General features: G+C 70.1%; 28 protein-coding genes and 1 tRNA gene. 11 read left to right on the top strand and 18 right to left on the bottom strand.

The features are described from left to right. Nucleotides 1–5: 5 nt before the first annotated feature. From QSK17_RS24295 to QSK17_RS24305, 3 genes are read right to left on the bottom strand one after another with little or no spacing between them, the layout of a single operon-like run. Nucleotides 6–479, bottom strand: coding sequence for a hypothetical protein (locus QSK17_RS24295; protein ID WP_285707499.1), 474 nt, complete (start codon nt 477–479; stop codon nt 6–8). After that, nucleotides 476–997, bottom strand: a complete 522-nt coding sequence (locus tag QSK17_RS24300; RefSeq protein WP_285707500.1) for an RNA polymerase sigma factor — start codon at nt 995–997, stop codon at nt 476–478. The genes QSK17_RS24295 and QSK17_RS24300 overlap by 4 nt, the downstream gene beginning before the upstream one ends. Before the next feature lie 39 nt (nt 998–1,036). Next, a complete protein-coding gene (locus tag QSK17_RS24305) occupies nt 1,037–2,149 on the bottom strand; it encodes a S8 family peptidase (RefSeq protein WP_285707501.1) in 1,113 nt (370 codons plus the stop codon). Between the two features lie 193 nt (nt 2,150–2,342). On the opposite strand from QSK17_RS24305, the gene QSK17_RS24310 reads away from it, so the two are divergent. Then, the gene (locus QSK17_RS24310) at nt 2,343–2,840 is read left to right on the top strand and encodes a DUF3145 domain-containing protein (protein ID WP_285707503.1); all 498 of its coding nucleotides are present in this window, start codon (nt 2,343–2,345) and stop codon (nt 2,838–2,840) included. A gap of 217 nt (nt 2,841–3,057) precedes the next feature. On the opposite strand, the gene QSK17_RS24315 is transcribed toward QSK17_RS24310, so the two are convergent. The 6 genes from QSK17_RS24315 to QSK17_RS24340 all read right to left on the bottom strand — a co-directional run bounded on the left by QSK17_RS24315 (nt 3,058) and on the right by QSK17_RS24340 (nt 9,238). Further along, nucleotides 3,058–4,476 carry an acyl-CoA carboxylase subunit beta gene (locus tag QSK17_RS24315; protein WP_285707504.1) on the bottom strand — a complete coding sequence of 473 codons (1,419 nt, stop codon included), beginning with the start codon at nt 4,474–4,476 and terminating at the stop codon, nt 3,058–3,060. A gap of 13 nt (nt 4,477–4,489) precedes the next feature. Then, on the bottom strand, nt 4,490–5,722 hold the full coding sequence (fabF, locus tag QSK17_RS24320) for a beta-ketoacyl-ACP synthase II (RefSeq protein ID WP_285707506.1): 1,233 nt from the start codon (nt 5,720–5,722) through the stop codon (nt 4,490–4,492). A gap of 108 nt (nt 5,723–5,830) precedes the next feature. After that, nucleotides 5,831–6,070 carry an acyl carrier protein gene (locus QSK17_RS24325; RefSeq protein ID WP_285707507.1) on the bottom strand — a complete coding sequence of 80 codons (240 nt, stop codon included), beginning with the start codon at nt 6,068–6,070 and terminating at the stop codon, nt 5,831–5,833. Nucleotides 6,071–6,131: 61 nt separating this feature from the next. Then, the gene (locus QSK17_RS24330; protein ID WP_285707509.1) at nt 6,132–7,088 is read right to left on the bottom strand and encodes a beta-ketoacyl-ACP synthase III; all 957 of its coding nucleotides are present in this window, start codon (nt 7,086–7,088) and stop codon (nt 6,132–6,134) included. Beyond that, nucleotides 7,085–7,987, bottom strand: a complete 903-nt coding sequence (locus QSK17_RS24335; RefSeq protein ID WP_285707510.1) for an ACP S-malonyltransferase — start codon at nt 7,985–7,987, stop codon at nt 7,085–7,087. Before QSK17_RS24335 ends, QSK17_RS24330 begins: the two co-directional genes overlap by 4 nt. Before the next feature lie 150 nt (nt 7,988–8,137). After that, a complete protein-coding gene (locus tag QSK17_RS24340; protein ID WP_285707535.1) occupies nt 8,138–9,238 on the bottom strand; it encodes a PucR family transcriptional regulator in 1,101 nt (366 codons plus the stop codon). Nucleotides 9,239–9,389: 151 nt separating this feature from the next. On the opposite strand from QSK17_RS24340, the gene QSK17_RS24345 reads away from it, so the two are divergent. Next, on the top strand, nt 9,390–10,166 hold the full coding sequence (locus QSK17_RS24345) for a helix-turn-helix domain-containing protein (RefSeq protein WP_285707512.1): 777 nt from the start codon (nt 9,390–9,392) through the stop codon (nt 10,164–10,166). A 24-nt stretch (nt 10,167–10,190) separates the two neighbouring features. Here QSK17_RS24345 and QSK17_RS24350 read toward each other — a convergent pair whose 3' ends face one another. From QSK17_RS24350 to QSK17_RS24375, 6 genes are all read right to left on the bottom strand, one after another. Then, a complete protein-coding gene (locus QSK17_RS24350) occupies nt 10,191–10,583 on the bottom strand; it encodes a VOC family protein (RefSeq protein ID WP_285707513.1) in 393 nt (130 codons plus the stop codon). 67 nt (nt 10,584–10,650) lie between these two features. Continuing rightward, nucleotides 10,651–11,202 (bottom strand): ClpP family protease, encoded by a 552-nt coding sequence (locus tag QSK17_RS24355; RefSeq protein ID WP_285707514.1) that lies wholly within the window; start codon nt 11,200–11,202, stop codon nt 10,651–10,653. A gap of 215 nt (nt 11,203–11,417) precedes the next feature. Next, nucleotides 11,418–11,867 (bottom strand): DUF350 domain-containing protein, encoded by a 450-nt coding sequence (locus tag QSK17_RS24360; RefSeq protein ID WP_285707515.1) that lies wholly within the window; start codon nt 11,865–11,867, stop codon nt 11,418–11,420. A gap of 129 nt (nt 11,868–11,996) precedes the next feature. After that, nucleotides 11,997–13,160, bottom strand: a complete 1,164-nt coding sequence (locus tag QSK17_RS24365) for a glutathionylspermidine synthase family protein (RefSeq protein WP_285707516.1) — start codon at nt 13,158–13,160, stop codon at nt 11,997–11,999. A gap of 10 nt (nt 13,161–13,170) precedes the next feature. After that, complete coding sequence (locus QSK17_RS24370) at nt 13,171–13,635, bottom strand: hypothetical protein (RefSeq protein WP_285707517.1); 465 nt, start codon at nt 13,633–13,635, stop codon at nt 13,171–13,173. 182 nt (nt 13,636–13,817) lie between these two features. Then, the gene (locus tag QSK17_RS24375) at nt 13,818–15,680 is read right to left on the bottom strand and encodes a trypsin-like peptidase domain-containing protein (protein WP_285707518.1); all 1,863 of its coding nucleotides are present in this window, start codon (nt 15,678–15,680) and stop codon (nt 13,818–13,820) included. Between the two features lie 284 nt (nt 15,681–15,964). Between QSK17_RS24375 and QSK17_RS24380 the strand changes: the two genes are divergently transcribed. Together QSK17_RS24380 and QSK17_RS24385 are read left to right on the top strand one after the other, a co-directional pair. After that, a complete protein-coding gene (locus QSK17_RS24380) occupies nt 15,965–16,516 on the top strand; it encodes an RNA polymerase sigma factor (RefSeq protein WP_285707519.1) in 552 nt (183 codons plus the stop codon). Further along, nucleotides 16,513–17,355: a hypothetical protein gene (locus tag QSK17_RS24385; RefSeq protein ID WP_285707521.1), complete on the top strand. Its 843-nt coding sequence runs from the start codon at nt 16,513–16,515 to the stop codon at nt 17,353–17,355. The genes QSK17_RS24380 and QSK17_RS24385 overlap by 4 nt, the downstream gene beginning before the upstream one ends. A 73-nt stretch (nt 17,356–17,428) precedes the next feature. On the opposite strand, the gene aceE is transcribed toward QSK17_RS24385, so the two are convergent. Next, entirely contained in the window at nt 17,429–20,179 is a 2,751-nt protein-coding gene (aceE, locus tag QSK17_RS24390; protein WP_352231834.1) for a pyruvate dehydrogenase (acetyl-transferring), homodimeric type, read from the bottom strand. A gap of 590 nt (nt 20,180–20,769) precedes the next feature. On the opposite strand from aceE, the gene QSK17_RS24395 reads away from it, so the two are divergent. The 7 genes from QSK17_RS24395 to QSK17_RS24425 all read left to right on the top strand — a co-directional run bounded on the left by QSK17_RS24395 (nt 20,770) and on the right by QSK17_RS24425 (nt 24,107). Continuing rightward, on the top strand, nt 20,770–20,964 hold the full coding sequence (locus QSK17_RS24395) for a DUF1918 domain-containing protein (protein WP_067130867.1): 195 nt from the start codon (nt 20,770–20,772) through the stop codon (nt 20,962–20,964). 9 nt (nt 20,965–20,973) lie between these two features. Beyond that, nucleotides 20,974–21,384, top strand: coding sequence for a secondary thiamine-phosphate synthase enzyme YjbQ (locus QSK17_RS24400; protein WP_285707522.1), 411 nt, complete (start codon nt 20,974–20,976; stop codon nt 21,382–21,384). Nucleotides 21,385–21,521: 137 nt separating this feature from the next. Beyond that, the gene (locus tag QSK17_RS24405; RefSeq protein WP_285707523.1) at nt 21,522–21,950 is read left to right on the top strand and encodes a DUF3052 domain-containing protein; all 429 of its coding nucleotides are present in this window, start codon (nt 21,522–21,524) and stop codon (nt 21,948–21,950) included. Nucleotides 21,951–22,031: 81 nt separating this feature from the next. After that, nucleotides 22,032–22,487: a peroxiredoxin gene (locus QSK17_RS24410; RefSeq protein ID WP_285707524.1), complete on the top strand. Its 456-nt coding sequence runs from the start codon at nt 22,032–22,034 to the stop codon at nt 22,485–22,487. Between the two features lie 51 nt (nt 22,488–22,538). After that, a complete protein-coding gene (locus QSK17_RS24415; RefSeq protein ID WP_285707525.1) occupies nt 22,539–22,850 on the top strand; it encodes a hypothetical protein in 312 nt (103 codons plus the stop codon). A gap of 46 nt (nt 22,851–22,896) precedes the next feature. Next, entirely contained in the window at nt 22,897–23,847 is a 951-nt protein-coding gene (locus QSK17_RS24420) for an ROK family protein (protein ID WP_285707526.1), read from the top strand. Between the two features lie 185 nt (nt 23,848–24,032). Beyond that, nucleotides 24,033–24,107 (top strand) — tRNA-Val (locus tag QSK17_RS24425). Nucleotides 24,108–24,186: 79 nt separating this feature from the next. Here QSK17_RS24425 and QSK17_RS24430 read toward each other — a convergent pair. Together QSK17_RS24430 and QSK17_RS24435 are read right to left on the bottom strand one after the other, a co-directional pair. Further along, nucleotides 24,187–24,729, bottom strand: coding sequence for a tyrosine-type recombinase/integrase (locus QSK17_RS24430; protein WP_285707527.1), 543 nt, complete (start codon nt 24,727–24,729; stop codon nt 24,187–24,189). Nucleotides 24,730–24,918: 189 nt separating this feature from the next. Beyond that, nucleotides 24,919–25,173, bottom strand: a complete 255-nt coding sequence (locus QSK17_RS24435; protein ID WP_285707529.1) for a DUF6461 domain-containing protein — start codon at nt 25,171–25,173, stop codon at nt 24,919–24,921. Between the last annotated feature and the right edge of the window lie 181 nt (nt 25,174–25,354).

Genomic DNA, 25,354 nt, shown 5'->3' on the forward strand with positions numbered 1-25,354 from the left:
GGCGGTCAATCCCGGACGTGGAGCCAGCGCGTGGCCACCGGAGCGCGGCCCGGTCGGTGGCACACCACGCTGATCCATCCGGGAGGCAGGCCCGCCACCGCGAAGTGGCCGGTCTCGGACGGGGTGCGGCTCCTGCCGGTGCCCGGGGTACGGACCTCGATCCTGTCGTCGGGGCCCGGAGCGGGCGACACCTGGCCGGCCACGTCGAGGCGGCCGTCGGTGACGGTCACCTCGACGTCGAGGGTGATGCCGTCCGCGCCGAACCGATGCATCGCGGGCTGCCCCTCGGACCGTGCACCCTCAGAGCGAGCACCCACGGCCGGCCCGACCTCGGACGGTGCCGCCACGACTCCTCCGGGCAGCCGCAACCCGAAGGCGTTCCGGGCCGCCTCCGACACGCGTTCGGGCACGGGATCCACCCCGGCGGCCATCCGCAACGCGGCCAGCAGGTAGGCGGGCAGGTGGTCGTCCTCGGTCACCGTTCCTCCTCGATCAGCGTCCGCAGCCGGGACATGCAGCGGGACCGGGTCGGCCCGATGCTCCCCATCGGGAGCCCGAGACGCATGGAGATCTGCGCGTACTTCGCGTCGGGGTTGAGCGCGTACAGGCGGAGCAGCGACCGGCACGGCTCGGCCAGCCCGTCCAGCCGCAGCCAGAGCCGCCGGCCGTAGTCGGCGTCCACCACGGACGCCGCCGGATCGGGGACGGCCACGTCAGGAAGGGTGGACGGTGCCGGGCGCTCCCCCCGGGACCGCTGGGCGAGCCGGACCGCCTCATGCCGGGTCGTCGTGACCAGCCAGGCGCCGATCCGCTCGGGATCGCGGATCGCGTCCAGGCTCTCGACCATCCGGAGCCAGGCGCCCTGGACGGCGTCGGCCGCGTCGGCGGGGCCGAGCCCGCAGGCGCGGGCCACCGCCCACATCCGGCCGTCGAAGCGGGTGACGAGCTCCTCCCAGGCTGCCTGGTCCAGGCTCGTAAGGGTCTTCTCTGAAGGCATCATCGTGACTCTGCGCGTCGGAGAGGATTCGAATGGTGATCACCCTAGCGGCCGGGGCGCCGCCTGACGGTGCGTTTCACCTGACCGGTCCGGCCGGCGTCCTCTCGTCCTGGCGCTCTCTTTCTGGCGCAGCCGCACCGCCACGCCCAGCCCGGGAACGCGCTTGCCCTCCATGAGCACGTGCCGTGCGGCGCGGGCGGGCGGCATCTCCCGGCACAGGCGGGCCACCGCTCCGCTGACGATCGCCGCCGCGAACGACGTGCCGCTCCAGGTGGCGTAGCCCTGGAAACTCGCATGCTCCAGGAAGCTGCTCGTCAGTTCCACGCCCTGGGCGCAGGCGTCGATCCACGGTCCGCGCGCGGAGAACGCGGCCGGGGCCTCTTCGTGGAGCGCCCCCACGGCGACCACCTCCGGCAGCGCGGCCGGCCAGAACGGGCGGGAGGAGGAGGTGTTCCCCGCGCACGCGACGACCGCCGGGAAGGCGCGGAGTGCCTCGGTCAGCCCCAGTGGCGGCTCGTCGTCCACGGTGTATCCGCCGAAGGAGAGGTTCAGGACGTCGATCCGCTCGCCGCCGAGCCGCGCGAGCGCCCGCAGCAGCGTCGCCTGGTCGCTCACCCCGTGGCTGTCGAGGACGCGCAAGACGCGCAGCCGGGCGCCGGGGGCCTCCCGAAGGATCAGCCCGGCCACGAACGTGCCGTGCCCGGCCTGTTCGTCGAGGATCCCGTCGCCGTCGGAGTCCGGGGTCTCCGCGATCTCGTCCTGGTACCACTCGCTGAGCCAGGGGTGCGGGGCGAGCCCGGTGTCGAGCACGCCGACGGTGACGCCCCACGGCTCCTCCCGCTCGTACGGCACGGCAGCCGCGGGGGCGGGCAGGCTCCCCGGCCCACCGAACAGCAGCGGCTGCCCGAGGAACACGTGGTTGGGCGAGGCCGGATGTCCGCGGTCGCACAGCCCGGCCGCGAGGTCGAGCACGTCGACGTCGGGTGTGAGCCGCAGGTGATGAACCGGACCCGCGGGGGTCGCGCCGACTGTCCACCGGGAGACGGCGCTCAGCGACGAGGTGATCAGTTCCCCGGGACGGATGAGCGCGGGACGGCCGGGCCGGAGTTCGACGAGCTGGTGTGGCGGGGAGCCGCCGGCGGGTGGGCGCATGGGGGTGGGCCCTTCGCGTCGGAATTCTTACTCGCCGTAGTCTGCCCTATACGAATCGCTGTCAAGCCTGAATCGGTATGACCCCCCTCTGGTGCCTGACTGCGACGGACGGTAGTCTCTCCTTCAGTCACTTGTGATCATCCCAGTGTGAGGCCGTTGGGGAAGGCGCACCTCATGCGAATTGGGAGGTCCGGTGGCAGCTGCTCGTGGCGTGCTGTACGTCCACTCGGCTCAGCCTGCGTTGTGCCCGCATATCGAGTGGGCTGTCGCAGGCGTTTTTGGCGTCCCCGTCGATCTGACGTGGACCGCCCAGTCTGCCGCGCCCGGCACCGTTCGTGCCCAGGCGGAGTGGGAGGGCCGTCCGGGGACGGCGGCGGCGGTCACATCGTCGCTCATGGCCTGGCAGCGCCTCCGGTTCGAGATCACCGAGGACGCCTCGCCGGGCGTCGACGGGTCCCGGCATGCCTACACGCCGACGCTCGGCGCCTTCACCGCCGTCATCGGCGCGACCGGCGACATCCTGATCCCCGAGGACCGGCTACGCAACGTCATGCTCATGGCGGCGCAGGGCCGGGCCGTCCTGGAGGACGAGCTGGACCGCCTGCTCGGCAAGCAGTGGGACGAGGAGCTCGAATCCTTCCGGTACGCCGGGGAGGGCGCCCCCGTCCGCTGGCTGCACGCGGCCGTCTGACCCGCCCTCCGGGAGCGGCGCGGTCGCCGGAGCCGCCCGGCCCGTCCACGGACAGATAGGACGGACATATAGGACGGCGCGGACGCGAGACGGTGCGCAGACATGAGACAGGCGCCGGTCCAGTACTGGACCGGCGCCTGTCTCGTCGCCGTGCGCTCGTTCCCCTCGTTCGCCCGCCCGGCTCGGGGCTCACCGGCGGGCGGGGCGGGGGCGGTGATCAGAGCGGGATGTTGCCGTGGGCGCCGCGCGCCGGAGTGGCCTGGGCCAGCACCCTGGCGATCGCGCCGCGGGTCTTCGCCGGCTCGATCACCTCGTCGACGACCCCGAGGTCGATGGCGCGGGCGACACCGCCCGACATCTTCTCGTGCTCCTCGGCCAGCTTCGCCTCCAGCGCCGGGCGCTCCTCCTCCGGCACGGCGGCGAGCTCGCGCCGCTTGAGGACCCGGACCGCGGCCACCGCGCCCGTCACGCCCACGTCCATGGTGGGCCAGGCGAAGACGCGCGTCGCGCCGAGCGCGCGTGAGTTCATCGCGATGTACGCGCCGCCGTACGACTTGCGGGTGACCAGCGTCACCCGGGGCACCGACGCCTCCGCGAAGGCATGCAGCAGCTTGGCGCCGCGGCGCACGACGCCGTCGTGCTCCTGACCCACACCCGGGAGGTAGCCGGGCGTGTCGACCAGGACCACCAGCGGGACCCCGAAGGCGTCGCACATCCGGACGAACCGGGCGGCCTTCTCGGCCGAGGCGGAGTCGAGGCAGCCGCCGAGCCGCATCGGGTTGTTGGCGACGACGCCGACCGTGCGCCCGCCGAGACGGCCCAGCATGGTCACCATGTTGGGCGCCCACTTGGGGTGCAGCTCGACACCGGGCTCGTCGAGGATGCCGTTCACGAGCGGGTGCACGTCGTAGGCGCGGCGCGGGTTGTCCGGCAGCAGGTCGCTGAAGTCGACCTCGTCGACGTCGCGCACCCGGCCCTGGTGGCCGAGCAGCGACGCGATCTGGCGGGCCCTGAGCAGCGCCTCGGCCTCGGTCTTGGTCACCACGTGGGCGACGCCGCTGCGCTTGCTGTGCGGCTCGGGGCCGCCCAGCGAAGCCATGTCGATCTCCTCGCCGGTGACGCTGCGCACGATGTCCGGCCCGGTCACGAAGATCCGGCCGTTGTCGGAGAGGATCACGATGTCGGTGAGGGCCGGGCCGTAGGCCGCGCCCCCCGCCGCCGGTCCGACGACGACCGAGATCTGCGGGACGACGCCCGACGCCTTGGTCATGGCGGCGAACACGCGGCCCACCGCGTGCAGCGACTCGACGCCCTCGGCCAGGCGCGCGCCGCCGGAGTGCCAGACGCCGATCACCGGGACGCGCTCGCGCACGGCCACGTCGTACGCATGAATGATGTGCTCGCAGCCGTCGCCGCCCATCGCGCCGCCCTGGACCCGGGCGTCGCTGCAGAACGCCACCACCGGGACGCCCTCGATGCGGCCGGTGACGGCCAGGACGCCGCTCTTGTCCTCAGGGCTGATCAGCCGGATCGAGCCCTCGTCCAGCAAGTGGCCGAGCCGTACCTGCGGATCACGGGGATCGGCGGCCTCCTCGTCCGAGGCCGCGGTCACCACCCTGTTGTCGAGCACAGTCATCTGAGGCTCCCAGTCACACAGTGGTGAAGGCCACGGCGACGTTGTGTCCGCCGAACCCGAACGAGTTGTTGATCGCGGCGATCTGGCCGCCGTCGAGCTTGCGGGGTTCGCCGCGGACGAGGTCGACCTCGATGCCGTCGGCGGGGTCGTCGAGGTTGGCGATGGCTGGGATGATCCGCTCGTGCAGTGCGAGGATCGTGAAGATCGACTCGATGCCGCCGGCGCCGCCGAGGAGGTGCCCGGTCATCGACTTGGTCGCGGTGACGATCGCGTGGCCGCCGATGGCCTCCTTGATCGCGTGCGCTTCGATCTCGTCGCCTACCGGGGTCGAGGTCGCGTGCGCGTTCACGTGGAGCACGTCGGCGGGCGAGATGGCGGCGTCCTTGATGGCCCGCAGCATGGCCTGCTGGCCACCCAGCCCGGTGGGCTCAGGGGCGGTGATGTGGTGGCCGTCGCTGGAGTAGCCGACACCCGCCGCCTCGGCGTAGATGCGGGCGCCGCGTGCCCGGGCGTGCTCCTCGGACTCCAGGACGACGATGCCCGCGCCCTCGCCGAGCACGAACCCGTCGCGGCCCTTGTCAAACGGGCGGGAGGCCCGCTCGGGCTCGTCGTTGCGGGTCGACATGGTGCGCGCGGCGGCGAACGACGCGACGTTGAGGCCGTGGATCGCGGCCTCGGTGCCGCCCGCGACCACGATGTCGGCGCGGCCGGAGCGGATCATGTCGATGCCGTAGCCGATGGACTCGGCACCGGTGGCGCAGGCGCTGACCGTGGCGTGCGCTCCCGCTTTGGCGCCCAGCTCGATGCTGATCCAGCCGGCCGAGCCGTTCGGCATGAGCATCGGCACGGTGAACGGCGACAGCCGGTTCCATCCCTTCTCGCGGTACAGGTCGTACGCGGAGAGGATCGTCCCGATGCCGCCGATGCCGCTGCCGACCACCACGCCGAGGCGCTCGCCGTCGATCTCCGGCGCGCCGGCGTCCTGCCACGCCTGCCTGGCGGCGATCAGGGCGAACTGCTCGGCGCGGTCCAGCCGCCGGGCCTCCGGCCTGGGCAGCACCTCACCGGGGTCGACCGCCGCCACTCCGGCGAACTTCACTGGAACGGTGTCGACCCAGTCCTCGGTGATGGAACGGATTCCCGACCGCCCGTCGAGGAGCGCCGACCAGGTCGAGGCGACGTCTCCACCGAGGGGCGTCGTCGCGCCGAGCCCGGTGACAACGACACGTACCCGGTTCGTACTCACTTTGTGCACTCCTCTTGATTGGTCGGATGCGCGAATGTGCCGCAGCACGTTCACGAGGCCCGTGTGATGGCGTGGAAGACCGCCGGGCTTCCGCTCGGCGGTCTTCGCTCAGGCCTGGATGAAGCTGATGACGTCCTTGACGGTCTTCAGGTGCTTGAGCTGGTCGTCGGGGATCTCGACGCCGAACTCGTCCTGCGCGGCGACGGCGATCTCGACCATGGAGAGCGAGTCGATGTCCAGGTCGTCCACGAAGCTCTTCTCCGGGGAGACCTCGGCCGCCGGGATGCCGGTGATCTCGTTGATGATCTTGCCGAGGCCGGCGAGGATCTCCTGCTCGGTCACTGCCATGTCGCGATTTCTCCTTGGATTTCGGATTTTTACGGGTTTGCACGGCGGGCCGTGCAAAGTGTTAGGGGATCTCGATGACCTGTCCGGCGTAGGTGAGGCCGGCGCCGAACCCGAGCAGGAGCGCCAGGCCGCCCGACTGCACCTCGCCGCGCTCGATCATGCGGGAGAGCGCCAGCGGGATAGAGGCCGCCGAGGTGTTGCCGGCGAGCACGATGTCCCTGGCGATCACGGCGTTGTCGGCGCCCAGCTTGCGGGCGATCGCCTCGATGATCCGCAGGTTGGCCTGGTGGGGGACGAAGGCGCTGAGCTCGGCGGGGTCCACGCCCGCACGCTCGCACGCCAGCTTCGCCACCGGGTGAAGCGTGGTCGTGGCCCAGCGGAACACCGTCTGACCTTCCTGCTGCAGGAAGGAGTCGCGGTCCTTGACGGCGATCGCGGTGAACTTGTCGCCGGCGCTGCCCCAGACGGTGGGGCCGATCCTCGGGGTGTCGGACGGGCCGACCACGGCGGCGCCCGCGCCGTCGGCGAAGATCACCGCGGTGGCGCGGTCGTCCCAGTCGACCCACTGGCTGAGCTTCTCGGTGCCGACGACCAGCACGTGCGTCGCGGACCCGGCGCGTACGGCGTCGGCGGCGGCGGACAGGGCATAGCAGAACCCGGCACAGGCGGCGTTCACGTCGAACGCGCCCGGGGCCTCGATGCCGAGCCGGTGGGCGACCCGTGCCGAGGCGTTCGGGATCTGCGCCTCCAGCGTGCAGGTGGCCACGATCACCAGGTCGATGTCGGCGCTGGACAGCCCGCTCGCGGCGAGGGCCTTCCCGCCTGCCTGGACCGCGAGGTCGATCTCCGACTCGCCCGGCCCGGCGACGCGCCGCTCTTTGATGCCGACCCGGCTCTGGATCCACTCGTCGTTGGTGTCGATCCGCTTGGCGAGGTCGTCGTTGGTCACGATGCCGGCCGGCTGGTAGCCGCCGAACGCGAGGATCTTGGCCCCCGGAGCCCCCTGGGACAGTTTCACTGCTCGTTCAACCCCTCTCGGACGGCTTCGAGGTCCTCGGGCGTCTTGAGGGCGAAGGTGCGCACGCCCTTCAGCCCCCGCTTGGCCAGGCCGGTCAGCGTGCCGCCGGGGAGGAGCTCGATCATGGTGGTGACCCCGAGCTCCGCCATGGTCGCCATGCAGGCGTCCCAGCGGACCGGGTTGCTGACCTGGTCGACCAGCCGGCGGAGGTACTCCTCGCCGGTGGCCACGGTGGCGCCGTCCGCGTTGGACAGCAGCGTGGTGCGCGGGTCGGCGGGGGCGATGCCCGCGGCGGCCGCGCGCAGGGCGTCGACCGCGGGGGCCATGTGCACCGTGTGGAATGCGCCCGCCACGGAGAGCGGGATCAGACGGGCCCGCTGCGGCGGCTCCTCCTTGAACGCGGCCAGCTGCTCCAGGGTGCCGCCCGCGACGACCTGCCCGGCTCCGTTGATGTTGGCCGGGGTGAGACCGTGCTTGTCGATGGCGGAGAGCACGTCGCCCTCGACACCGCCGAGCACCGCGGTCATGCCGGTCTCGGTGACGGCGGCTGCCTTGGCCATCGCCTGGCCGCGCACCCGGACGAGGTCCAGCGCCTGCTCCGGCGTCAGCACCCCCGCGATCGCGGCGGCGGCGAACTCGCCCACGCTGTGCCCGGCGACCAGGTCCGGCGCGACTCCGAGCGCGTCGAACGACGCGAGCGCGGCCGCCACGAGCAGGGGCTGCGCGACGGCGGTGTCACGGATCTCGTCCTCGTTCGCCGTGGTCCCGTACGCGACCAGGTCGAGGCTCACGATCTCGGACCAGGCCGAGAGCCGGTCACGGAAACCGGGGATCTCAAGCCATGGACTCAGGAATCCTGGGGTCTGGGCGCCTTGGCCCGGAGAGACGATGACGAGCACATCACCAACCCTGCCCTGTAGGGGTTCGCCACAGAGATGGAGATCCGGACGAAGTTTGCGGTGATCACGTTGTAGGGAACCTACAGTCCTGGCTTCCCCATGGTTAACGCCATACGACGAGGTCGTGGCTGACAAATTGTCAGCCACTCCCTAGGCGAGACTCAGCCGACCGAGTATCAGTCCGACTTGCAGGGTGAAGGCCGACCGGCCTTCCGTGGGCTGGTACCCCGTGAGTTCCGTGATCTTCCTCAGGCGGTACCGCACGGTGTTCGGATGGACGAAGAGCAGCCGGGCGGTGGCCTCCAGGGACGTGCCCTGCTCCAGGTAGGTCGCGAGCGTGTCCAGCAGCGGAGTCCCGGCCAGAGGAGTGTAGACGTTCTCCACGAGCTGTGCCCGAGCCGACGCGTCACCGTCGATGGCACGTTCCGCGAGCAGGTCCTCGGCCAGCACGGGGCGCGGCGCGTCCGGCCAGCCAGCCGCCGCGCGCAGCCCCGCGATGGCCGCGTGGGCCGACCCGGCCGCCGCGTGCAGGTCCGGCACCTCCGGACCGATCACGACCGGTCCCGGCCCGAAGCGGGGCACCACGCTGCGGGCCGCGTCCTTGATGCTGTCCGCGCCGCCCACGATGACGATCAGCCGGTTGCCCTGCACGCCCGCGAGGAGGTCGTAACCGACCCGGCGCCCCCTGTCGCGCAGGCCGTCGATGACGCTCTGCGGGTCGTCGCCCGGGGTGTAACCGGCGAAGACCACAACGGGGGCGGACGTCCAGCCGAGCGCCGCCGCCCACGAGTGCAGCCCGTCGTCCACCTTGCCGCGGACCAGCGCGTCCACGATGAGCGCCTCCAGCCGCGCGTCCCAGGAGCCGCGCGCCTCCGCCTCCCTGGCGTACACCTGGGCGGCGGCGAACGCGACGTCCCTGGTGTAGCGCAGCATGGCCTGGCGCAGCAGGTCCTCGCCGCCGGGGCAGGCCAGCTCCTCGACCTGCACCTCCACGACCTCGACGACGATGCGCACCATGTCGACGGTCTGCTGGAGCGAGACGCTGCGCTTGAGCTCGCGGGGCGCCGTGCCGAAGAACTCGATGTTCGGCGTCGGCCGTCCCTCGCCGGCGTGGCCGAACCACTCCACGAACGCGGCGATCCCGGCCTGGGCGACGAGGCCGACCCACGACCTGTCCTCGGCCGACAGCGCGCGGTACCACGGGAGCTGCTCCTCCATCCGCGCCATGGCCGCCGTGCCCAGGCTGCCCATGGCCCGATCGAGCCGCCGCGCGGTGTCCTGGCGCACCTTGTCGTCCGTCTGGCCGCCGCCGTGGGCGGCCCGGAGGACATGGACACTGTTCTTGCTTGCTGGCTCGCTCCGCTGCGTCACGGTTCTAGCGTGCCAGGTCATCGCCGCTGCTGTGGCCAGGGAGGGCGTGGTCGCCACCGCCCGGGCGAGCCGCGCCGTACGGGTGGGATGCCGTACGGGTGGGATGCTGGGGGGCATGTACCGCGAGCGGGCGTCATGCGTGCCGGGGGCGGTGGTGTGGCGGCGTCCGGGGGCGAGCCCGGGGGCGGCGCTGCGGATCCTCCCCGACGGCTGCATGGACCTGATCTGGGTGGCGGGCGAGCTGATGGTGGCGGGGCCGGACCCGGTCGCCCACATGGGCACGGGGACGGGGGACCCGGCGGGCTACACGGGGCTGCGGTTCGCGCCGGGCACCGCCCCCGCCGTTCTCGGCGTGCCCGCGCACGAGCTGCGCGGACTGCGGGTGCCGCTGGCCGATCTGTGGCCGGAGGCGCGGGTCCGGCGGCTCGCCGAGCGCGTCCAGGAGGCGCCCGATCCGGGCGTCGCGCTTGAGGAGGTGGCCGCCGGGCGGCTCGCGGGCGGCGCCGGCCAGCCGGACCCCGCCGTCCAGGGCATCGTGGCCCTGCTGCGCGAGGGAACGGCGGTCGCCGACGTGGCGGACGTGGTGGGCCTGAGCGAGCGGCAGCTGCGCCGGCGCTGCCTGCCCGCGTTCGGGTACGGGCCGAAGACCCTCATGCGGATCCTGCGGATGGACCGGGCCGTGGCCCTGGCCAGGACCGGCGTCCCCCACGCCGCCGTGGCGGCCCGCATGGGGTACGCCGACCAGGCTCACCTCGCCCGGGAGGTGAAGGCCCTGGCCGGGGTCCCGCTCGGCATCCTGATCGCTTGACGAGCTCCCCGGCCCCGGCCGCGGTCAGGAGAGCGGCGCGAAAAGGTCCACGCCGTTGCCGTCCGGGTCGTGGACCACGGCGTAGCGCTGGCCCCAGAACGCGTCCCAGGGTTCCATGTACCCCTCATACCCGGCCTGGACGAGATCCTGGTAGGTCTTGTCGACCTCCGCGGGATCGGCGCAGGCGAAAGCCAGGGAGGCCTGGGCACCGCCGTCGGGCGCGGCGCAGCCGGGGTCGAAGGAACGGATCGCGTCGACGGTGTCCCAGGCGAGCCGCAGCCCGCCGGGGAGCGTCACCTCGACGTGCGGGGCGGAGTCTGCCTCGGCCGGGATGTCGAGGCCGAGCCGCCGGTAGAAGGCCAGCGACGCGCCCATGTCCGCGACGACGAGGCCGATGAGGTTGAAGGTCGGTGCCATGCCCCCAGACATTAGGAGCCGGGGCAGCCGCCCGTCTTGAAAGAATCGGACATCGCGCGTCCGAAGGTCACCCGCGCACGTCGGCCGTGGTGGAGACCACGTGGTCGACGAACCCGTACGCCTTGGCCTCCTCGGCGGTGAACCAGCGGTCGCGGTCGGAGTCCTGCTCGACGCGTTCCAGCGGCTGGCCGGTGTGGAACGCGATCCGCTGCGCGAGCAGCTTCTTCGTGTGACGCATCTGCTCGGCCTGGATCCTGATGTCGGTCTCGGTGCCGCCGATGCCGCCGAGCGGCTGGTGCATGATGATCCGCGCGTGCGGCAGGGCGTATCGCTTGCCGGGCGCGCCGGCGCACAACAGGACCTGCGCCATCGAGCCGGCCATTCCCATCGCGACCGTGCTGACGTCGTTGGGAATGTGATGCATGACGTCGTAAATGGCCATTCCGGCGTACACCGAGCCGCCGGGAGAATTGATGTAGAGGCGGATGTCGGCCTCGGGGTCCTCGGAACTGAGCAGGAGGAGTTCCATCGAGAGGCGGTTGGCGATCTCGTCGTCCACCTCCTGCCCGAGAACCACGATGCGCTGCTGCAGCAGCCTCTGGTCGAGGGAGTCGATCACCGCCGGACCGTGTGCGCCGCCGGTCCTGCCCGATTGGCGCGCCGACGCGAAGGGCGAGTGGTGGGAAGGGGAAAACACTGCGTCACCTGCTTCCAGGGAAAGATCGATGTCGTCGCCGACGCTAACCCGCCTTTCCGTGGAAAAGGAGCGGGTTTCGCCGTCGGCAATTCCCCCGGAGGCGTATTCCGCCCTCGGTGAATATCCCGGAATTCGCGTCAGACGACGGCTACGGCCGTGATCAGCCCGATGACGATGTGGGTGGCGGAGAGCAGGACCGTGGCCGGCTGGAGCGCGGCCTCGCCGACCAGCGACCGGACCGGGATGCCGATGATCCGGGGTAGGACGATCATCGCGATCGTCTGTACGGCGATGCCGACCAAACCGAAGACCAGGGTGGCGAGCAGGCCCTCCCGCAGCGCGCCGCCGGACGACCAGATGGATGCGGCGACGATCAGGCCGACCGCGACGAGGCCGGAGGCGGTCAGGGCGGTCGCGTTGGCGTTGCGCTCCTCGCGGATGAGCCTGCTGAGCCGTCCCGGTATCGCCATGTCGATCACGTGGAACCCGGCGACGAGCAGCAGCACGCCGAGGACCGCGTACGCGGTGATCGCCAACGCTCCGTTGCCGAGCACCTCGGCGAGGGAAGTGGACTGGGTGGTCAACATGGCTCCTTGAGGGGGAGATTCGGGGATCGGGAGGCCCCGAAGCGCTCAGGCGCCCGCGGCGCTTCAGTTCGCCTGGGGCGCTGGAGGGAGTGCTTCGGGTGGCTTTGGAGGGCTTCGGCGACGGGCCCGTCAGCCCGGCTCGATGCGGTGGGGGACGAACGAGGAGGTGTCGTCGGTGATCAGGCCGGAGGTCTCGCGGATGCCGAGGCCGGCGGACTCGTCCTCGACCACCCAGGCGCCGAGCACCGGACGCCGGCCGTCGAACTCAGGCAACGGCAGGAACTCCTGGTAGACGAACCCCTCGGAGCCGTAGTCACCCGGGGTGGAGAGGGAGAGGTCCGGTGACACGACGCGGACGGAGGCGCCCTCGCGTCCGAGTAGAGGTTTCTGGATATATGCGGACATGTCGCGCGGCCCGTCCAGGTAGGCCGGGAGCAGGTTGGGATGCCCCGGATACAACTCCCAGAGGATCGCCAGCAGCGCCTTGTTCGACAGCAGCATCTTCCACAGGGGCTCGATCCACGTCATCGTCACCTGCTGGCCGATGGCGTGCGCGCCGAACGGCTCGGCGACCATCCACTCCCACGGATAGAGCTTGAACAACGACCGGATCACGCGGTACTCCGTGTCCACGAAGCGCCGGTTGAGAGTGTCCCAGCCGATGTCCTCCATGGCGATGGCCACCGTCTTCAGCCCGGCCTGGTCGGCGGTCTCCTGCAGGTAGCCGAGCGTCATCGCCTCCTCGCCCGTCTCGTCCGCGCTCGTCCAGGCGAAGTGGGATGGGCCGGTGGGGAATCCCGGGGCCAGCGCGCGCCAGCGGTCGACGAGCCGCTCGTGGATCGAGTTCCACTGGTCGCCGTCCGGGTGGACGTCCTTCAGCCAGAACCACTGCACCACGGAGCTCTCGACCAGGCTCGTCGGGGTGTCGGCGTTGTACTCCAGCAGCTTGGCCGGCCCCGTGCCGTCGTAGCGCAGGTCGAAGCGGCCGTACAGGTGCGGGTCCCGGCGCCGCCACGACTCCGCGACGGACGCGCGGCAGTGCGAAGGGATGGCGAAGTCGGCCATGCGGTCGTGCGCGACGACGTGCTCCACCGCGGCCAGGCACATCCGGTGCAGCTCCTCGACCTGTTCCTCCAGGCTGAGGACCTCGTCCATGGTGAAGACGTAGTGGACGCTCTCGTCCCAGTACGGCCGGTCGAGGTCGTCGGGGTGGGAGGAGCGATGGAAGGCGAGTCCCTGGGACTCGATCACGTCCGCCCAGTTCTCGCGCGGGGTCGAAGGTTCACGTCTCATCGGCGCGCGGTCAGCCTCCGCCCCCGGAGTGGAACCCGAAGCCGCCGCGCTGGACCACGCGGCCGGATCGCGTGTTGATCTGCGCGTCCGACGGCTTCAGCGTCGTGCCCTGCCAGACGCGCCCGCCGGTGCGGGTGCCGCCGTAGTACCACCCGTACGCGCCGTGCGAGCCGTAATAGTGGTAGTGACCGCCACTGCCACTGCCACTGCCACCATCGTCGTCGCAGTACTCGTCGTTCACGACGGTGTAGGAGCCGTCGGACTCGACGTTGCTCAGGTCCACGCAGTCGGCGCTGACCTCCTCGTAGTCGTTCTGCGCGGCACAGAACCCGACCACGAGCAGGGACAGCACGCCCACGGCGCCGAGCTTGACGGCGGTGGACGACATTCCCGGAGGTTTCGGAGGCGGGGCGGTGTTCGGCCCCATCGCCATCGGATGACGCGGCAGGTGGGGGCTCTCTCCGGGTTCGGTCATCGGGCTCCTGTTGCTCGAAGTCGGCACAGCGTACCGTTCGCGTGGCCAACGGGGATGTAACTACACAGGGTTCTCCCTTTGGTGCTTTTATAACGATCCAGGATCTCTAAGTACAAACCCGTGCCGTCCGCCCGACGAGCGAGAAGCCCGCCGGGGATTACTCCGGCGGGCCTTCGCACGTCTCAGGCATCGGGCGGCTGCCGCTGGCCGAGGCGGCGGCGGAGCTCGGCGACCTCGCGCTCGAGATCGGCCACGTTGCGCTCGGAGCCCTGCGGGTACGCGGCCGGCGCGGGGCGGACGTACCGCGTGGCCCCGTCCGGCGCCTGGCTCGGCTGCCCGTACTGGTCGTACTGCTGGTGCCCGTCGCGCTGGGCGTCGTATCCGCGGTCCTCGTATCCGCGCTGGTCATAACCTTGCCGGCCGTCCTGCTGCCGTGGGTACTGGTCCTGGGGCGGGTACCGGTCCTGGGACGGCCCTCCCTGGGCGTACGCGCCAGGGGACGCGGAGCCGGACGACTCGCCCTGGGGTAGCGCGTACTGCCGGGGGGCCGCCTGCTGCCAGGCCGGGCGCTCGTCCTGCCTGCTGATCGCCGCCGCGTGGGCGCCGCCGTACGCCTGTCCGTACGAGGGGGTGGTGGTGGCCGCGCGCTTGCGGCGGCGCAGCATCATCATGAGCAGCGCGAGACCGCCGGCGACGGCGAGCAGGACGCCCACGCCGATGACGATCCAGAGCCAGACGGGCTGGGGTGTCTCGTCCTTGCCGCTCGAGATCGCCTGCTGGGAGTCGGTGATGTACTTGGCGACGTAGGGGTGGTTGGGCTGGAGGGCCTGGACCTCGCGGAACAGGGGGAGCGCGTCCTTGTAGTGCTTGGCGAAGAAGGCGTCGAGGGCCTCGTTGTACTTCGTCGTGGTCAGTGAGGCCGACGGCTTGACGTTCTTCTCGTTGAGCTTCTCCTTGATGATCGAGACCGGCAGCACGAAGCTCTCGTTCTCCGACGCCTCGCCGCCGTCGCTGACGGTTCCGGCGATGAGCATGCCGATGACCTTGCCGTCGGGGCTGAAGACGGGACCGCCGGAGTTGCCGTGGTAGGACGGCGCCTGGGTCTGGATGTACGGGACGCCCTCGGTGGTGGTGCGCCTGGCGTTGTACGGCCCTTCGGTCATCGCCGGGTCGAGCTTGGACTCGATGCTGAAGAACGGCGTGTTGGTGACCAGGCCGGGGAAGCCGCTGATGTACAGCGTGTTGCCGGTCTGCACGTCGGAGTCGTCGCCGAGCGGGACCGTCGGGAGGTTCTGCTGGTTGTTGACCTTCAGCAGGGCGAAGTCCTTGCCGGGGTAGCTCTCGCCGACGGACACGAGCTCCGCGGGGACCTCCTTGGCCGTCTTGTCGACGCCGCCTCCGGGCAGTGACTGCAGGACCGAGAGGCTCTTCTGCAGGTTCTCCAGCTTCATGTGCGCGGAGTTGAAGTTGATGTAGAGCTGCTGCGCGGCCTGGATGAGCTCCTCGTCGGCGACGACGTTCTCCAGCCCGGCGATGATCTCCTTGGCGTCCTCTTCGTTGAACTTCTGGAGCGCCTGCTGCGCGAACGTCTGGGACAGGTCCTCGTCACTCATGTCCACGCAGTGCGCGCCGGTGACCATGTAGCCGTCCGGGGTGACCCACCAGCCGGTGCACATGCCGCCGATCCGTGCCTCCACGGTGCGCTTGGGCGACGTCGGCATGAGGTACTTGTCCACATTGGCGGCCATCCGCTTGAACATGTACTTGTACATGCTGGGCTCGTCCGACGGGATCTTGCCCGCCGTGACGAGAACCTGGATCTGCGCCGCGAGCTCGTTCAGCGCGTTCTGCCGGACGTCCGCGGTGGGGACGACCACCTCGCCGCTGAAGGTGAGGCTGGTGAGCTGGACGGCCGGGTGGGTGCGGGCGGCCAGCAGCGTGCCGACGGAGACGTTCCCATCGCCGTCGGCCCAGGCAGGGGGTGCCGTGGGGGCTGCCACGGCAAGCAGGGCGATCGCCGCCGTTGCGGCCAATCCCCTGCTCAAAGTCCTGAAATATCCGTTCACGCGGGCAATCGTCGGTTACCCGTCTTGTCCATCGCTTGTGGCTGACTTGGCGCGCCCGCAAGTTCGGCGAACCCTTGCGAAGACCGGCCGGAACGCGGACGAACCGGGCGGGCCGGGGGCGTGAAACGGGCGGTCGGGGGCGTGAAACGGGCGCGCCCGGCCCGGGCGGGGCAGCATCCTGAAATGCTCCACGGCGAGCGGGACACGTGGAGGGTGTCAGAGCGAGACACGACGCTACGGCGTACCCCGAAAGGAGAGGGCCGTTGGGGCCTCCCGACACGAGAAGGCACCGCTTCGAGGACATTTACCGGAAATATCACGATGCGGTGCTCGCCTATCTCGTACGCCGCACGGACAACGGCCACGATGCCGCCGACGTCCTCGCCGAGACGTTCCTCGTCGCCTGGAGGCGGCTCGACGACGTCCCTGCCGGCGAACGGGCCCGGCCCTGGCTGTTCGGCGTCGCCCGGCGCACGCTCGCGAACCTGCATCGCGGCGCTCGGCGGCGCACCGCGCTGAGCGAGAGGCTGCGCGCCGAGCTCGCCCACGCGCACCGCCACGCGGCGCCCGCGACCAAGCCGTTTGCCGTCGCCGCGGCCTTCCGGCGCCTGCCCGAGCAGGACAGGGAACTGCTCGCGCTCGCCGGATGGGAGGGCCTGGACTTCGGGGAGATCGCCGTCGTCCTCGGCTGCTCCCGCAACGCCGTACGGATCCGGATGTTTCGGGCGCGGCGCCGCTTCGCCCGAGAGCTGAACACCCACGAAGACCTGATCGAGGAGCGAGTGGCACCCGCGTCAGAAGGAGGCGTCGCATGAACGTCGAACGACTCAACCCGATCAGCGAGGAGGAGGCCGCCGCGATGGTGAGCCGCCAGACCAGGGACGACCTCGCCGAGCGCATCATGACGACCTCGCCCGACGAGGCCCCGGCACCCGTAGGGCACGGCCGGTGGGGGCGGCGGCTGCTCGTCGGCGTCCCCCTGGCCGCCGCGGTCGCCGCCGCGGGGGTGGTCGTGCTGTCGGCCGCCGGCCCCGACCAGAAGGTCGGCTCGGTGTCCGTCGGTCCGCACCGGGCCGACGCCGCCGTGTTGTCCTTCCGCAAGGAGGACGGCTACCTCGTCGTCACGGTCAAGGACCCGGTCGCCGACCCGGCGCGCTACCGGAAGGAGTTCGCGGCCCACGGGCTGGACATCGAGCTCGACCTCAGGCCCGTCTCGCCGAGGAACGTCGGCACCGTCATCTTCCTGGAGGATCAGGAGGCCAGCAGGATCGAGGTGATCCAGGCCAAGGGGGAGTGCGGGGTCGAGATCTGCAGCGTCGGCGTCAAGGTCCCCGTGGACTACAAGGGATACGCCCACATCGTGTTCGGCCGCGCCGCCCGCCCTGGCGAGATGTACAACACCGGCCCAGACGACATGCCTGGTGAAGGCGTCGGCCTGCCGGAGGTCCCCGGCCGTACGGTGGCCGAGGCATGGTCCGTCCTGGAGCAACGCAAGATCACCCGCGTCCTCTACCGCTACGAGTTCCGCGGCTCCGACCGGCCCTATCCGAACGGGCTCAGCCGCGACCAGGTGAAGCCGGAATGGTACGTCCACGAAGCGGTGGCCGGCACGGAGGGGCAGGTCATCCTGTTTGTCGGGCCAGAGAAGGAGTGAAAGCGTCGGGCCCCGGACAGGAGTCCGGGGCCCGACAGGAGGGTCCGCCGACGCGGACCCGGAGATTCCGGAGTTACACGCCCATCGACTGGATGTCGTTGCTCTCCAAGGGCGCGCCGACCTCGGTCACGCCGTTCTTCAGGTGGTAGCGGGCGATCGCCTCGCGCAGCACCTCGGCCCTGATCTCGCCCCGCCGGACGAGCTGGGTCAGCACCGCCAGGGTGATCGACGCGGCGTCCACGTGGAAGTGGCGGCGCAGCGCCGAACGCGTGTCCGACAGGCCGAAGCCGTCCGTGCCGAGCGAGCTCCAGTCACCGGGCACCCACTGGGCGATCTGGTCCTGGACGGCCCGCATGTAGTCGCTGACGCCCACGAACGGGCCCTGCGCCTCGGACAGCTTCCGCGTGACGTACGGAACACGCTGCTCGGCGTCCGGGTTGAGCAGGTTGTGCTCCTCGGTGGCGAGAGCCTCCCTGCGCAGCTCGGCCCACGACGTGGCCGACCAGACCGCGGCGTCGACGCCCCAGTCCTCGGCGAGGAGCCGCTGCGCCTCCAGCGCCCACGGCCCGGCGACGCCGGAGGCCAGGATGTTGGCCTTCGGCCCACCGGTCGAGGGGGCGGGAGCGAAGAGGTGCAGACCCTTGAGGATGCCCTCGACGTCCACGTTCGCCGGCTCCGCGGGCTGCGGGTACGGCTCGTTGTAGACGGTCAGGTAGTAGAAGACGTTCTCCGGCGCGTCGCCGTACATCCGGCGCAGGCCGTCCTTGACGATGTGCGCGATCTCGAACGCCCAGGCCGGGTCGTAGGAGACGACGGCCGGGTTCGTCGAGGCGATGAGCGGCGTGTGGCCGTCCTCGTGCTGGAGACCCTCGCCGTTCAGGGTCGTACGGCCGGCGGTCGCGCCCAGCAGGAAGCCGCGGCCCATCTGGTCGGCGAGCTGCCACATCTGGTCGGCGGTGCGCTGGAACCCGAACATCGAGTAGAAGATGTAGACCGGGATCATGTGCTCGCCGTGCGTGGCGTACGAGCTGCCCGCGGCGATCACCGAGCCCATGGAGCCGGCCTCGCTGATGCCCTCGTGCAGGATCTGGCCCTCGGTGGACTCCTTGTAGGAGAGCAGCAGCTCCCGGTCGACCGCCTCGTAGGTCTGCCCGTGCGGCGAGTAGATCTTGGCGGTCGGGAACATCGCGTCGACGCCGAAGGTGCGCGCCTCGTCGGGGATGATCGGCACGAACCGGTGACCGATCTCCTTGTCCCGCATGAGGTCCTTCAGCAGCCGGACGAACGCCATGGTGGTGGCGACGTTCTGCTTGCCTGAGCCCTTGGCGAGCTGCTTGTACACGTCGTCGCCGGGCAGTTTGAGGGCCTTGGCCCGGGTCACCCGCTTGGGCAGGAAACCGCCGAGCGCGGCACGGCGCTCCTTCATGTAGGCGATCTCTTCGTTGTCCTCGCCGGGGTGGAAGTACGGCGGGAGGTCGCCCTCGAGGTCCTTGTCCGGGATGGGCAGGTAGAGCCGGTCGCGGAACTCCTTGAGCTCGGCCTTCGACATCTTCTTCATCTGGTGCGTCGCGTTGCGCGCCTCGAAGTCCTTGCCGAGCGTCCAGCCCTTGATGGTCTGGGCGAGGATCACGGTCGGCTGGCCGACGTGCTCGCGGGCCGCCTTGAACGCGGCGTAGACCTTGCGGTAGTCGTGGCCGCCGCGCGACAGCTTGCGGATGTCGTCGTCCGTGAGGTGCTCGACCATCTTGCGCAGCCGAGGGTCGCTGCCGAAGAAGTGCTCCCGGATGTACGCCCCGGACTCGACGGAGTACGTCTGGAACTGGCCGTCGGGCGTGGTGTTCATCTGGTTGACGAGGACGCCGTCCACGTCGGCCGCGAGCAGCGGGTCCCAGTCACGGCCCCAGACGACCTTGATGACGTTCCAGCCCGCGCCGCGGAAGTACGACTCCAGCTCCTGGATGATCTTGCCGTTGCCGCGTACCGGTCCGTCGAGCCGCTGCAGGTTGCAGTTGATGACGAAGGTGAGGTTGTCCAGTTCCTCGCGCGCGGCCAGGCCGATGGCGCCCAGCGACTCGGGCTCGTCCATCTCGCCGTCGCCCAGGAAGCACCACACCTGGCTGCGGCTGGTGTCCTTCATCTTGCGGTTCAGGAGGTAGCGGTTGAACCGCGCCTGGTAGATCGCGCCGATCGGGCCCAGACCCATGGAGACCGTGGGGAACTCCCAGAAGTCGGGCATGAGCCGCGGGTGCGGGTAGGACGGCAGACCCTTGATCCCGTGGGACAGCTCCTGGCGGAACGCGTCCAGCTCGGGGGCCGACAGACGGCCCTCCAGGAAGGCGCGGGCGTAGATGCCGGGCGCCGCGTGACCCTGGATGAACACCTGGTCGCCCGACTCGCCGTGGTCCTTGCCCCGGAAGAAGTGGTTGAAGCCCACCTCGTACAGAGACGCCGCCGAGGCGTAGGTCGCGATGTGGCCGCCGACGTTGGTGCGGGCGTTGGCCCGGGTGACCATGACGGCGGCGTTCCAGCGGATGTAGGCCCGGATGCGGCGCTCGACGTACTCGTCGCCGGGGAACCAGGGCTCTCGCTCCGGTGGGATGGTGTTGATGTAATCCGTACTCCGCAGGCCGGGCACGCCGACCTGGTGTTCACGGGCCCGCTCCAGGAGTCGGAGCATCAGATATCGGGCTCGGGTGCGGCCCTCCGTCTTGATGACGTTGTCGAGCGATTCGAGCCATTCCCTGGTCTCGCTCGGGTCGACATCAGGCAACTGGCTGGGTAGGCCGTCACTGATGATCGAGAAGCGCTGGCGTCCGGAAGCCACTGGGTCTCGCCTTCCGAGGATGGACTATGTCTTTGTCTAGGCACTTCCATCCTGGCCGCTTGCCCCGGAAAGTGCATCTCTACTGCCGGGTAACCAGGATGTCCCTGCTGGCAGGCGGGGATTTATGGCCTAGACCACCGATGGTAGGACGATTCTTACAGACTGCCCAGCGTGGTCGGGTCACGAGGCCGATCATCCGTGCGCGGGTCGCGCTTCCGCCCGTTGAGAAAGGCGGATCCGCGCGGGCGTGAGGTGCCGCTGTGGCGCCCGGTGCGGTACCAGTGAGGTGCCGCTGTGGTGCCCGCCGTGGCGCCTGGTGCGATGCCGGTGAGGTGCCGGTGAGGTGCCATCCAAGCACAGCCCCGAACGCGGCGCACCGCTCGGTCCCGCCCACCGGTTGGTCGCCTTTCCGTGTCAGGCGCGGCCGTTAGGTGACTGTCGCGTAACCGGTCCGCCATCTGTCCCGTGCGCTGTGACGGGGCAGCGTAACGTTTCGGTATGTGTTGTTCCTCCCTCTTACGGAGGATGGGTTACTCCCCTTCCCTGCGGGCGAAAGCCGTATCAGGCTCTGGATAGAGGGAGGAATCGAGATGCACGCAACGGTGGGCGACCGGCTCCTGGTGCATGGGACCGTCGTGGGAGAGCATGACAAGCGCGGCGAGATCATCGAGGTACGCGGACCCGGTGGCGAGCCGCCGTACGTCGTCCGGTTCGACGACGGACACACCGGCCTGGTGTTCCCTGGTCCCGACGCGGTCGTCGTCCCAGCTCAGCGGGGATCGTAATATCGCGCTGTGAAATCCAGAGAGATCGCGGTGCGGACCGGTACGCGCGAGCGGGTGCACGACATCACGCGTGAGTGCGAGGAGTTCGCGCGGGAGTGTGGTGGAGACGGGCTTTTGCACGTCTTCGTGCCGCACGCCACGGCGGGGCTAGCGCTGATCGAGCTGGGATCGGGGAGCGACGAGGACCTTCTCGCCGCCCTGCGGGACCTGCTTCCGGCGGATGACCGGTGGAGGCATGCGCACGGCTCCCGGGGGCATGGAAGATCCCATGTCTTGCCTGCGATCATCCCGCCGTACGCGACACTGCCTGTTCTGGACGGCCGGCTCGCGCTGGGCACCTGGCAGTCAGTGTCCCTTGTCGATCTCAACGTGGACAACCCCGACCGGCGTGTTCGATTGTCGTTTTTGTCGGGATTATAGATAACGGTGCGGGTCACCGGTCGTGGCGACCGTTGACGACGGTGGGTCACAGCGTGTGGACTGTGCCGAAGCATGGCTCTCAGTGGAGCCGGACAACCGCATTACAACGCGGGGTCACCCAAGCAGGAGGGATAAACGTGAGCGCGACCGCGGGTCAGGCGCAGGGCGAGCGCGGCCTGGCCGAACGACTCGGCCTCAAAGCTGGTCAGGTGGTGCAGGAAGTCGGCTGGGACGAGGACTGCGACGAGGCACTGCGCCAGTCCATCGAGGAGCTGACCGGCAACGAGCTGGTGGACGAGGAATACGAGGACGTCGTCGACGTGGTGCTGCTGTGGTGGCGCGACGGTGACGGCGACCTGTTCGACGCACTCAGCGACGCCATGACCGCACTCGCCGACGGAGGCCAGATCTGGCTGCTGACCCCCAAGGCGGGCCGGGACGGCCACGTCGAGCCCAGCGACATCGGTGAGGACGCGACGACCGCCGGCCTCTCCCAGACGAGCAGCATCAGCGCCGCCCGGGACTGGTCGGGAACGCGGCTCGTCACCCCGAAGGCCCGCCGCTGAGCTGACGCCGATGCCCTGCCGTACGGCCCGGCGACGCCGTGCGGCAGGATGATGTGCGATCAGACCAGGGGAGGGCGGCGCATGTCGGTTGAAGTCGGGGAACGGGCTCCGGATTTCGAGCTCCAGGACCAACACGGCACTCCCGTCAGGCTTTCCGACCTCCGGGGCCGCAAGGTGGTGCTCGTGTTCTATCCCCTGGCGTTCACCAGCGTGTGCCACGGCGAGCTGTCCGCGATCCGCGACGAGTTCCTCCCCTCGGTCGCGGACGACGTCGAGGTGCTGACCGTCTCGGTCGACTCCGTCTTCGCCCACCGGGCCTGGGCCGACCGGGAGGGCTACACCTTCCCGATGCTCTCGGACTTCTGGCCGCACGGTGAGACGGCCCGGGCGTACGGTGTGTTCGACGAGGAGAAGGGGCTCGCGCTGCGCGGCACCTTCATCATCGACGGCGAGGGCGTCATCCGCTGGAAGGTCGTGAACGCGATCGGGTCGGCGCGTGACGTCACCGAGTACCGCAAGGTGCTCACACATCTGTGAGGTGCCGCAAGGTGCTCACACATCTGTGACCCTGCCTTACGGGAGGCGAAGATGCCCTGCTTCCGGTGCGGGGCCCGGCAGACCGACCCGGTCCGCGGTGCGAGTCCCTGGAAACGTGGGGTGCGCCACGAGGCGCAGGTCCTGATCTGCCCGGACTGCCAGCGCGCGCACGACCTCGATCTCGATGCGTGCGTCTCGTGCGGCTCCACCGCGCTGATCTGCCGCCTCGGGGAGGTCGAGTGCCGCTCGTGCGGTGCCGTGCGGCTCGCGCGGTCCTGCGAGTCACTGGTCGCCGCGTCCGGGGCGCCCGACCTGTCCGCCGAGGTCGAGGCGGCGCTGAACCGCGTCCTCGGTCGTTCCTGATCTGCCTGATTTGGCGAAAACGTCCTTTGGTGACGACGATGTCCGAGTGAGTTACGTGGTTGCCCTCGATGTGGGCGGTACGTCGATGAAGGGCGGGCTCGTCACACGCTCCGGCGAGGTGACGCCTTTCGAGGGCCGGCCGACGGAACGTGAGCGTGGGGCGTGGGCCGTCGTGGCGGCCATCCGCGCGTACGTGGGCGAGCTGGCCGGGCACGGGCTTTCCCGTTTCGGAGTGGAGCCCTCCGGCGTCGGCCTGGCCGTGCCGGGGATCGTCACCTCCTCCATGGCGCTTTACTCCGCGAACATCGGCTGGCGTGACGTGCCGGCCGAGGACTTCGTGCCCGGGGGCGTACCCGCCCGGCTGGGACACGACGTGCGGACCGGCGGGCTGGCCGAGAGCGTGTTCGGCGCCGGGCGCGACACCGCCGACTTCCTGTTCCTCCCCATCGGCACCGGCATCGCGGGCGCCGTGGTGGTGCGCGGCGAGCCGTACGGCGGAGCGCACGGATGGGGCGGCGAGATCGGTCACACGCCGGTCTGGCCCTCGGGCGAGACCTGCGCGTGCGGCCAGATCGGCTGCCTGGAGACCTACGCGTCCGCGTCAGCCGTGGCCCGGCGCTTCGAGCGGCGCTCCGGCCGTACGGCCACCGCCAAGGAGGTCGTGGCGCTGGCGGTATCCGGCGACGCCGCGGCGCGCGAGGTCTTCGATGAGGCGATCGAGGCGCTGGCGATCTCGCTGGCGTCGTACACGCTGCTGCTCGACCCGTCGCTGATCGTCATCGGCGGCGGCCTCGGAGAGGCGGGACCGGTGCTGTTCGAGCCCCTGCGGGAACGGCTGGCCGCGCGGCTGGCCTTCTGCGAGCCTCCGGAGCTGCGTCCGGCGGCCCTCGGCGTACACGCGGGCATGCTTGGCGCCGCGCTGCTCGGCTGGCAGGCGGCCGGCGAGCCCGGCGTGGGCGTCGACTGGACCGCGGAAACGCTGCTGGGCGGGCGTTAGCCCGCGCGGACGTCCGGTTCCGGACGCGACCGCCCAGCGGCGTGATGCGTTCCGACGTCTCAGGCATGGCCGCCGAGACGTCGGGGTGCGCTCCGGTGTCACTTGGTCCCGATCGGCGCGGGACGCGGACCGATCTCCCGATGTGCTGAAAGGCGTCCGGGTGTCGTAAGGTGTAGTCCCGTCTGGGGCGGTTAGCTCAGCGGTAGAGCACTCGCCTTACAAGCGAGGGGTCACTGGTTCGAACCCAGTACCGCCCACCAGCGAAAACAAGCTCTGTAGCGATCTTGCTGCGGGGCTTTGTGCCATTAACGTGCCATTAGCCGACGCGGGTGATCTTGCTTAGTTGCTCGGCAGGGCTTCTGCGATCTTGTCGTTCATGGCGTTCGCGATCTTGCGGTCCGCCTCCGCCGTGCGGTGTTGGTAGATCATCGCGGCGCGAACGGAGTCGTGCCCCATCCGCTCCATGAGATCCCGGAGCGTCGCGCCCGAACTGGCCGCGATCGTGTTACCGGTATGCCGGAGATCATGGAAGTGCAGGCCGGGGAAACCGATCTTCTTCGTGTTCTTCGTCCAGTCGGCCGCTCGGCGGAAGTTGCTTCGCCGGAGGGTGCCGCCCCGCGCGCCGGTGAAGATCAGGGCGTCGTCCTCTGGATCGGTGAAGTCGTCGAGGTGATCCCGAAGCGCGGGGATGATTGCCGAAGGAATGGCGACCGTCCGGACACCGGCCCGCGACTTGGGCGGCCCGACGAGCAGCTCTCCCGTGTCAAGGCGGCGGCGCGGCGCGCCGCCGCACCTCCGGCCCTCCGCCCGCCCGCCGTCCGGGCGTGCGGCCTGGGGGCCGGTCCCGGACGGCGGCGGGACACCGGGCTGGCTGCCGCACACCTGCCGCGCCGTACTAACCGAACGCTCCGACCGGGATTGCCGCGCCGCCGCCACGACCCACTCTGAGCACACCTGCATGTGCGTCAGCGCCCGACTGCCAGGCAGACGGGATGACCAGGCAGGGCAGGTGCGCGCGGTGCGGCGGCAAAACCGCAGGTCACGGGCTGGCTGTCCTGCCGTTAGCGACGGCTATCGGGGTGGTTCTGGCACGACTCCCCAGTAAAAGGTGGATTCTGCCAACAGTTGCTGGGTCAGTGTGATCCCGGTGAGGCGCTCGGCGAGCAGGAAGGCCGGCCCTTCGCAGGGATAGGGTAACCCGGGGTAGAGCCTGTCGATCTCCGCCATGGTGTCCACGAGTTCGTCCGGTGTATCCATCATGTATCCCTCTTGTGCCCAGAAGCCGAATCTGATCTCGCTGGCTATGAAGGTGGATCCGAGAGCCATGTGTCGGTCGGTTTGAGAGCCACTTGCTGATCAACTGCCTTGGAGTGTTAGTGAAAAAGAGAGCCATGCCAGTGGGCCTGGGGCATGGCTCTCGTGACGCTGTGTGAGTGTTGTCGGCGTACACCTCCCGCTGCGGAGGCGAGTACGCGTAAACGTGCACAGCCCGAGGACGGTTAGCCGG

The sequence above is a fragment of the Microtetraspora sp. NBRC 16547 genome, from assembly GCF_030268965.1.
Lineage (GTDB): Bacteria > Actinomycetota > Actinomycetes > Streptosporangiales > Streptosporangiaceae > Microtetraspora.